The sequence below is a fragment of the Vibrio sp. 10N.222.46.A1 genome (assembly GCF_041473595.1).
Lineage (GTDB): Bacteria > Pseudomonadota > Gammaproteobacteria > Enterobacterales > Vibrionaceae > Vibrio > Vibrio tasmaniensis_A.
Map to the genome: position 1 here is coordinate 1 of NZ_JBFRSN010000433.1, position 9283 is coordinate 9283.

A 9283-nucleotide genomic window follows, 5' to 3' on the forward strand; every position below is an offset into this window, starting at 1 on the left:
CATTAAGGATGTTGTGGGCTTCTTTCATTGCCTCCTTATAATTTATTTCCTTATGACTCATCATCAAATTGATTAATGAGCCTTTTTCACCGGTGGTATAGTCTTTAAAATACCCTCGATATTCCCCCGTTAATGACACTTTTAGAGCCGATTTACCGATACCAAAGGTTAAATAGTCACGGTCTGATTTAGATGGGTTCGGTTGTCCCAATAGGTTGATGGCTAAGCTTTCGGTGTATTTAGGGAGCGCTTGGTTGATGTGTTCTTTAAATTGGTTGTAGTCAAAATCTCCGTTTCTATTTTGATAACGTACGTCTTCATGAGGCAGAGCTTTGTCATTAAAGTAAGGGGTACTGTGTGGTGCAATGTTTTCGATGGTTTCAATGGCACTGTGTTTATTGACCTCTTTTGATAACCAGCTCTTCATCATCTGTTTTGGGTTATCGGTAAAAAGTTTGACATGAGTGCTCGCTCGGCTCAAATCGATGTAAGCGCGTCTTAAGTTCGTCAGTGCGCCTTTGCCTTTGAGAGTGGTAATGACGTACTGATACGTCGCTCCTTGCGCCATGTCCGCAGTTCTGGTGTAAGCGTAATCCCAATGCCCATCTTTGAGTTGGTTTGGATTGAGGTTTAACGTTTGCCCTTCTTTCGAAAGCGCGGTGATTTCTTCCTTGGTGGCACGGCTGATGGTGTATTCCACATTGGCTTTAATGCCTCGCGCTTTGTCGGTAAAGCGGGTCATGATTTTATCACCGGTTGAAAGCGGCTTTTCTGATTGAGCGAAGAGTGACGTGTATTTGTGGTCTTTGTTACGTGGCAAAAACGGTTTTGTCTTACCTGTATTCACGTCTTGAAGTGTCACCACTCCGTGCTCCGAATCAATGTGGGTAATGATGTCGTACTCTCCTTGCTTGGTGCTTAAAATGAGCCCTTTCTGATAAGGCATCATGGTGGCTAACTCTTCTTTGCTCTCACCTGTAGAGCGCAATCGGGTGGTGATGATGTTCTCTTGGCCTATCTCTTGTGTTTTCATCAGTCCGACACGAATGTGCTCAGTGATGTGGTCACGCTCATTATTCGTGTAAGCAATGATAAGCGTGTTTTCTCGCGTTTCGGGCGTACGGGCAAGGTAGTCCTGTGCTACAGCGTAAGGCAGCTTTTCGGTGGCAATAAGCTGTGCTTTGCTTTGGTCTTTCGCACTCTCATCGAGGGTGGAGATAATATGTTGCGTGCTACCGAGTGTATCAGGGCTTTGCTGAGAGAGTTTATCGAGGGCGCTGTGTGGCTGCTTATCCACAATGTTGTGTACGGCACCAAGCAGTATTTCATTCTTCTGACGAATGATGTCGGTCATAAAAGCCGTATCGATGAGTCCTTGTCTCATGCTCAATTCAAACGGTTTACCGGCATTAAGAGAAAGCAGCTGCTCTTTATCCCCAAGTAAGGTGGCTTTGGAGCCGCTTTGTAATACAAGGTCGGTGAGCTCTTTGGCTTGTTGGTTGCTGACCATGGAGCTTTCATCGAGGAAGAACAGCGTGTTTTTGTAGTCCTCTGGTAAGGTGATGCCACGTCTTAGGTCGGTCAGTAAGCTTTCCAGCGTTTGCGCTTGTATCCCTTTGCTTTCCAGTTCGCTGACGGCGGCGTGCGTTGGTGCAATACCTATGATTTGTGAAGGTGAGTGTTTACTGGCTTGGCTAGCGTGTTGAATCAATTCAATGTTGGATTCGAGTAGGGTGGATTTACCGGTGCCCGCTAAACCTTGCACGGCCACAAAACTGTCTTTGGTCGTTGAGATAAGGGTGATGCCGTCCTTTTGCCCTTGGGTAAGGCGAGGCTGTGCATCGAGATAATCTCTGACTTGTCTGTGGGTGGCAAACGGCTTGTGTTGATTTTTCCCTTGCTCAATGTTCCGCAAGATGTGCTTTTCGGTATCGAGCGCCGCTTGGGTGGTCCAGCGTGTGCCGTCGCTGTATTCGGCAGAGAGGGTGTCACTGCGCTTGGCGAGCTCTGTTTCAATTTGATCTTTGATTATCGGTTGATTGGCCTCTTCAAAAGCGTAACGGATCGCTTCGACGACTAACTCTTTTTGTGTAAACGCCGCTTCTTTTTCAGAAAGATGACTCAGGGCAAAGTTCAACGCTTTCTCTTGCAGTGGTGAATTTTGCTCTTTGTTTAAGAGAGTGAGGGCTTGCTGGATGTCGCTTTTGACGGTGATGGCGGTGGTGTCAGTCAGGTAGCGGTCGTTGACGCTTTGAGTGTGCATCACTCGCTCGATGGCAGAAAGCTTCACTTCGCTTTTCTCAAGCGCGGCCTGGGCTTTATCGGGGTTGTCGGTAAACACATCGATGCGCGCGCTTTTCTCGGTCAGATCATGGAAGAGCGCTTTGGAGAGCGTAAAGGTTTTGCCTGAAATAAGAGTGTGCGGCCTTGGTTCGATATGACTGGCGGAATGCACATAGTCGTATTTTAGTGGTGCGTCTTTCAGGGCTTCAGCGGGGATGGTTTTCGATTCGCCTTGCGTGTCCGTTAACGTCAGGGTTTCTTTAGATAACCCTGTGACCACGTAACGTTCATTGGCGTTCAACCCAGATGGAAAGTGCTTACTGGTGGTTATGAGGCGTTCACCTTGGTTAACTTGCAACGATTCAGGTTTAAAGACCTGCATGTTGAGGGCTTTGAATCCGGTGGAAGCGGGATCGAGGGTGTATTCTTGTCCATCGGTTTTGCTGAGTACATGGACTCGATTGTTTGTCTTATCCGATGTGGAAACCACTAACTCTTGAGGTTTTCCGTCTTCCCAATGGCGAAGGGTCATGCCCGGCTTGTAGTGTTGCGCTAACTCCTGTTGGGGTTTAGACAAATAATGAGGTTGCTGAGTCAACAAGGTGATGCCGCTGCGGGCAAGTTGACCCTGGTTCTGTAGAGAGGTCCGGATCGCGTCCGTCAATCGTCGTTGTTCAACGTGAGAAGTCGCCAGCACTTGTGTGTCTTCTTTGTTTGATAAGTAGGTATAAGCTCTGGCGAGGGTGCGCGTATCACTGTCGTGCAAGGCAACCTTACTGTCTATCTGTTTGCTGTCTACCCAAGAGTGCGAGACGACGTTGCCTTTGCGGTAAAGCTCGATGGCGTTATAGGCTTTAAAACCTTGGCGACTGGACGTGTTGTTCAGCAAGATGACTTTGCTCCCCGATCCCTTAGCTTTTGCGTTTAAAGCGATCAACTCATTCGCGCTCATTTTGTGGGCGCTGTCGACGAGAAGGACATCTTTGTTGGTCATTGGTAGGTCGGAGTGCAACAAACTATGGACAGAGTGACGATGCTCTTCTTGAAACCGGTGTTTTACCCAGGCTGCGACCGTATGACTTTCACGTTGGATGGTTTGGCTATGACGGTGTTTGTCTTTGGCGTTTTGTGACACTAAGTGGACACGTTTACCGACATGGTTGCCGACGTTCAATAGGTTTTGCGCGATTTGCTCACTGTTGCCAAACACATTGACCACATGAAACTGTTTGGTGGACTGGTAAATGTCCGCCACCTTTTGGCAGTTGCCTTGAGTGAGGGTCAGTTTATCTAACGTAGCGTCATTGACGGGAGTACGCATATGGTGCGTACGCCCTTTGCTGGCCGCCATTAACGCTTGTTCGGTTTTCAGCATGGTTTGAGTGGTGTATTGACCTTTCATGGAAAGGGGGAGAAGCGCCCCGTCTTTCACCCATTGGTCTGCGACCACTTTAAGGTCGATTGCATTGGCTTGTACGCCGCCCTTGGTAAACTCGGCCGCGGCTAATTCTATGATCTTTTGCAGTTTTAGTGCCGTGTTGTATTGCCCCAAGTGTTCAACGGCGCGACTAAACGCGTCTTTAGCGATTTGTTCAGGGTGATGCTCTTGTTGAGCGATGCCGAGGGCGTTTTTAACCAAGTCTTTGGGCTGATAGCCTTTGTTGCACACCGTTTGTTGCCAGCGAGTATTGAGCTCGGCCTCACTTTCGTAGGTTTTGGCTTTGCGAGTATCGAGTGCGGCTACATCTTTTGCCGCTTGCGTCCCCCCAAAATCTAAGGCTTGTTGGTCGAGCTGTTGTTTGCGAGTAGAAAACGTATCAAGGAGGATTTGAGGGAGGCCTTTGGCTTCAAATTGGCCGTTACCCAATCCTTGCATTTGATAACCCATTTGTTCGCTCTCTTTGGCAAGCTGACTCTGGTAAAGAGCGGTGTAGTACTTTTGGAAGTGGTAAATGCGCTCGCCTGTTCCATTGATGACGCCGCCTTTTTGTTTGAGAGAAGAGGCGAGTGTACGCAGTTGCCCTTCTTTGTCGCGCGTCATGTTTGCCGTCAAAGCGTGGGAATGGAGTTGTGGGTCGTTTTCACGACTGGTTTTATGGCGCACGACCGCAAAGGCCATGGATTCGGTATTGATGAACTCACGAGCGCCTTCGTCATTGATGTGCGTGGCTTGTGCTACGTCTTTTTCTAATTGCGAGAGCGCGAATTTGACCGCCGTGTTATGCGCATCGATTAAACGTGTGTCACCCCCGACGAGAGCAAGTACACTGACCGATTTTGGCGCAGAAAAGGTTAGGTCAAACCCCGATTTATGATCGTCGCGTTTGCCTTTGATGGTTTCATGGCCTAGGTGTCCAGATAAAACGGACTCTAACGTTTTTTGGTCAACCGGTTTACCGAGTAGGCCTGCTTCTTCGGCTAACTGACCATGCCAAAAGGTGTTTTCATTGGTACTGTTTTCTTTGAGGTAGTAGTTGTCGTTGCTGTCTTTTTCGAGAGAAATGTCAGGGGTCTCTTGGGTGTTTTCTTCGTTTAAGTAATACTTGGCGGCGCCAGAGGCGGATTTAAGAGGGCTAATGGACATCATAAGGTGTTCTCCTTTTTTTGGGGCGCAGCAAAGCCGCCACGTCAGCGGAATGCCGGTGAGTTGGGTGTGGTACGAATGGGTTAGCGGACGGCGTTGATGTGAATGAAAGGGTGGTAAAGGGTTTTTACAGGGGAGGGTAAGATTGTGTTCGGTCTCTAAATGTTCCTTGATGTTTCATTTCGTGTGGTTAATCGTACATCTCGCCCGTTTCTGCTTGTGTCATGGACGCCTCTTCGGTTTCTCGCTGTAGTGCATTTTGTGTGTTTTCAGCGAGCTGTTGGTTTTGGGCAGCGTTATTGGTCGGGTTTTCCTTTTTCGGTGCTTTGGCAAGGGTTTGTTTTTGATGGGTTCTGGTTTGCTGCTGCTCTTCTTCGTTTTCATAGGTACTTTGCTGAATGGCGAGTAATCGGTTTCTTTGGGTTTCATCGAGTTCATGCAAAGCAATTAACTCATGAAAAATCAAGGCTTGGTCGATACTCTCCATTGCTTTCCCGCCTGGTAGGTTGCGTTTGATGAAGGAGGGTTGGAGATTGCTCATGCGGTCGTACTTCAGTTGCAGCTTAGTGATGAGCATGGAGTTAGGGGTGCGTAAGTAACACTCTAAATCATCCAAACCTTGGATTTGGGCAGGAGAAACCACAGGACGCGTTTTGTTTTGGTGGCCAAGTGAGACACCGTCACGCAGTGCGTTCGCCCCGTAAGAAATATTTTCTCGTGAGATATCGATTTCTTGCTCACCAAGATCATCCGAGGAAATGGTGGCCATCGCTTTTGAAGGGGCGCGGAAGAAAAAGCGCGTGTTGAGCAAATCAAAAATGACTCTCGCCGCGTTGCGCCCGTAAGTGGTTTCTAATTGAGCGTAAGATTGCAAACCCAGTAAATAACATCCTCCAAATTTACGCACTTCAGAAATAATGTGCGTGAGTTCAGGCAGTTTATGTAACGTAGGCATTTCATCGATGATCACCCAAATTCGGCGGTCGTCATCGGGCTCCATTCCTAGAATGGCGTTGGAGGCAATCGCAAGCCACATCGAGATCAGTGGTCTGAGTGCGGTGTGTTGTCTTGCGTTACTCGATAGGAATAAAAATCCTTGCTGGGATTCATCTTGCACCCAATCTGTGATCGAAAATGGCGCCCGTTTATGGTGGCCTTGTGCGTCTTTTTCATCCAAACCATGTAAGTAACGTAATGACTTAATGTAAGTCGCTAGTACCGATTTGATGGAGATAGCTGTCTTCTCGATACTTTTCGAGACGAGGGAGCTAGCTTCGGTGTCTTTTAAGTGTTCACCTAGCGTGGAAAGCTCCGACGTTAAGATAATGTGCAGCAAATTTTCAATGGTACATTTGTGTTTGTCATCGATCATCATTTGATAGGTGGTTGCTGCGAAAATGGTTCGTGCGGAATCCACCCAAAACGGGTCGCCTTCGCCGTGTTGCGGAATAAGCGCGGCCGCGAGCGATTCAAAGTCAGGGGCTTCTTTGGCATCACTCCAAATATCCCATGCAGCGCAACGCTCATCGAAGGGATTTAAAATCACGTCTTTATGAGGGTCATAGAATTTACTGACAAAATCGCAGCCTTTATCGTAGATGATGGCTTTATCGCCTCGCGCCCGTATCCAGCGCAATAACTTGCGAATCGCAACGGATTTACCTGCGCCTGTGGTGCCGTCAATCATTAAGTGCTTGACCTCAAACCTATCAACAAAAAGCTTGTGACCATCGAGTGCAAAAGGAGAGAGTTTTTTCTTCTTTTTCAGCTCTGCGGTGACGGCTTTAGGCTCAGCCAATTGAAAGCCGCGAATGTGGTTATCTTCGCTTTGCTCTTGCCCTTTTCTCTTAAACCAGTGGTTGATAATCACAAACAGCACGGTGGAAGTGGCCACAGAGACCAGTAGGCCACTGAACAGGGCTTGCAGCAATTCTTGGTAGCACTGTGACAAGATGGGGTTTTGCAGTTGTTGGCCAAGGGTGCTGCTGTAGCGTTGATCTTCCCATTCGACCACTACGTTGCGCTTTAGGCTAAAACCTAATTTGTTGAAGAGCCAAAATAGACTGTAGTAGTAGGCACCGGTTAATGTGCTGGCCGAGGTGAGGAGGTAAGTAGTGATAAGCCCGAGCAAGGCCGCGAAGATATTGAGGTACTTGATTGTGGTTACGTTCACTTGCCACCACATTCGAATGTTATGGAAAGTGATTTGACCACCACGAGTCGTAGACATAGAAAAACTCCTTGTGAAGGAAAACAAAAAAGCGCCCACACTGAGTGAGGCGCTTTTGTTCGGTAGAATGAAATCAGGAATAAGGTGACAGGTTACAAAGGAGGTGTATTACGAGTGCCAAGGCTAAGGGACGACAGAATTGTTTGGTGCTCGCATTAAGATTGACCAGTTTCAAAACGTTTTTGGACATAAACAATTTAGACCTATAGCTCTAAATCGTTTATACAAGATTAGAAAAAGTATCTTGAAACCTTAAATGCTGGTATGTATTTTTCCCACGTAGTCCTATTAAGTTTCCAAATGGGCTCTCAACTTAGCACATTGAAAGCCCACCTTCGATATCCATTAGCCCACGATAAAGACACGCACCTAGTTCTTCAAAGTCAAACTTTTAACTAACCTTTCTTATATAGGAAGTCATTTAACTCTCTTTGTTTCTTATCCCAAGAATCAAGTCTCATTCCAGCCTGATTGGACCTAGTTGGTGAGCTTGATTTCGATTCGATTAATAGCGAACTAATTGTAGTTTCGATCAACACACCATACTCAAGTAGTTCTTCTTCAGTCATTTTTTGAAGTTCATGTACTTTATTCATTATTTACACACCTTTGGATATTAGATAAGAACACCTACATTCCCACACTGACACACTACGCCTAATACAAGGGGCGCCACGACCAACTTACAAAGCACACTTAACTCCGAACCAAAACCGCCGAGTGTAGAGCGTCACCTTTATGTTTTTGTTAGGTTTATCTACGCGTGCGTTCCGTTCTTTTCGCTATCTCAGGAACACTTTCCGAAGGGCTGACTATAGATTTAATAGATACGTTTTCATCTGATTCAAGTACTTTAGAAAAACAGTATTGAAGAGTTTTACCTGTTTTTCTGTGCATTTCTAAAGCTTCATCTATTTTTTCACCAGAAATACCACCATCAGGAGCCATTACCATTGACTGAATATGAACACTGCCATCGTCAGGATTTGATGCGGACATTGCACTCTCCATGTGACCATCAAAGTCTTTAGCGATATCATCCATTACCTCTTGCATACCTTCCCCAGCATATCCAAAGTTATGCTCAAAGCCTGAATCCTGATCATTCTCCAAAGTCAATTTAAGTTGGTCGTTATTTGAGAATTGTATGTGATAATCATTAAAATTAATAAACTGCCTGCCATCAATACGCATTTGAAAATGCCAATGAGGGAAGTCTGTTTTACTACCAGCATGACCTGCGAAATCATTATGAGAACAATCTAAAGTCCACTCAATATTTTTCCACTTAATTGTTACTTCAAATTTTTTACGATCCGAGCTTTCTTCTTTTAGGTTATTAATATTTTTTGCGCCAGATTCAGCAAAAGCCACCCACCTTAGATAGGCTGAAATCTGATAAAAATCGAATGCTTCACTTATTTTCTTAAAGTCTTTTTTCTTGAATTTGCAACGCCTTAACAGCCAATGTAAGCATGGTTTTTCAGTGCTAATACTAGAAAATGGATTACCACACATATAACACTTATCTTCATCATATGCGCTTTTGAAAGATTTATACTCAATATCATAAGCTTTCTGCTGCTCAGAAAAATGCTTCATGGACTCTTCTTCAGACATTGTTGATACATGCGTTTTAAATTTTTTTACTTCATTTTCAATATTCATAATTTCAACTTCATAAAGAACTAACCTGATAAACCTAACGCCCTTCTTGAACAGTTTGTTATGTTCTGGCGCTAACAATACCTTACAAACCATTGAATATTATCTAAATCATGCTATGGTTATGCAACTAATTTTAATGTTGAGTTTTGAACTTAATATAAACTAATTGAGAGAATCAGCATTCGTTGAAGACTTGACGAGCGGTATCTTGTCTCTGGTTGTATACGCAGGCGCAGTTTTAGGTTTAGCATGTACAGTTATGGGAGTTCCAGTTATGGACTTGAATACGATGATTGAATGGTGCGGATCAGGGGTACTGCGGGTAACCAAAGATTCAGTTATTGCTTGATATGATTCACAGATGTTCTCGAGATAGTCCCCGGGGTTCGAATCCCCAACCCGCACCATATAATAAAGCTAGTGGAGGTACTTTACCCACTGGCTTTTTTTGTATTGGAACATAACGAATGACATGGATTCCCCCTACCGAGGATCTGCCACACTTATGTGGTACTTAA

At 45.6% G+C, this 9283-nt stretch carries 4 protein-coding genes and 1 pseudogene; all 5 read right to left on the reverse strand.

The features are described 5' to 3' along the window. Positions 1–4870: conjugative transfer relaxase/helicase TraI (traI, locus tag AB4496_RS13360; RefSeq protein WP_372131132.1), on the reverse strand; the 4870-nt coding region annotated here is incomplete at its 3' end. 187 nt (positions 4871–5057) lie between these two features. Continuing rightward, a complete protein-coding gene (traD, locus tag AB4496_RS13365) occupies positions 5058–7097 on the reverse strand; it encodes a type IV conjugative transfer system coupling protein TraD (RefSeq protein WP_102258633.1) in 2040 nt (679 codons plus the stop codon). Positions 7098–7410: 313 nt separating this feature from the next. Further along, a pseudogene (locus tag AB4496_RS13370) lies at positions 7411–7479 on the reverse strand (glyoxalase/bleomycin resistance/dioxygenase family protein); the annotation flags it as partial. A 13-nt stretch (positions 7480–7492) separates the two neighbouring features. Then, a complete protein-coding gene (locus AB4496_RS13375; RefSeq protein WP_102258634.1) occupies positions 7493–7693 on the reverse strand; it encodes a hypothetical protein in 201 nt (66 codons plus the stop codon). Between the two features lie 157 nt (positions 7694–7850). Beyond that, positions 7851–8765 carry a hypothetical protein gene (locus AB4496_RS13380; protein ID WP_133148842.1) on the reverse strand — a complete coding sequence of 305 codons (915 nt, stop codon included), beginning with the start codon at positions 8763–8765 and terminating at the stop codon, positions 7851–7853. Between the last annotated feature and the right edge of the window lie 518 nt (positions 8766–9283).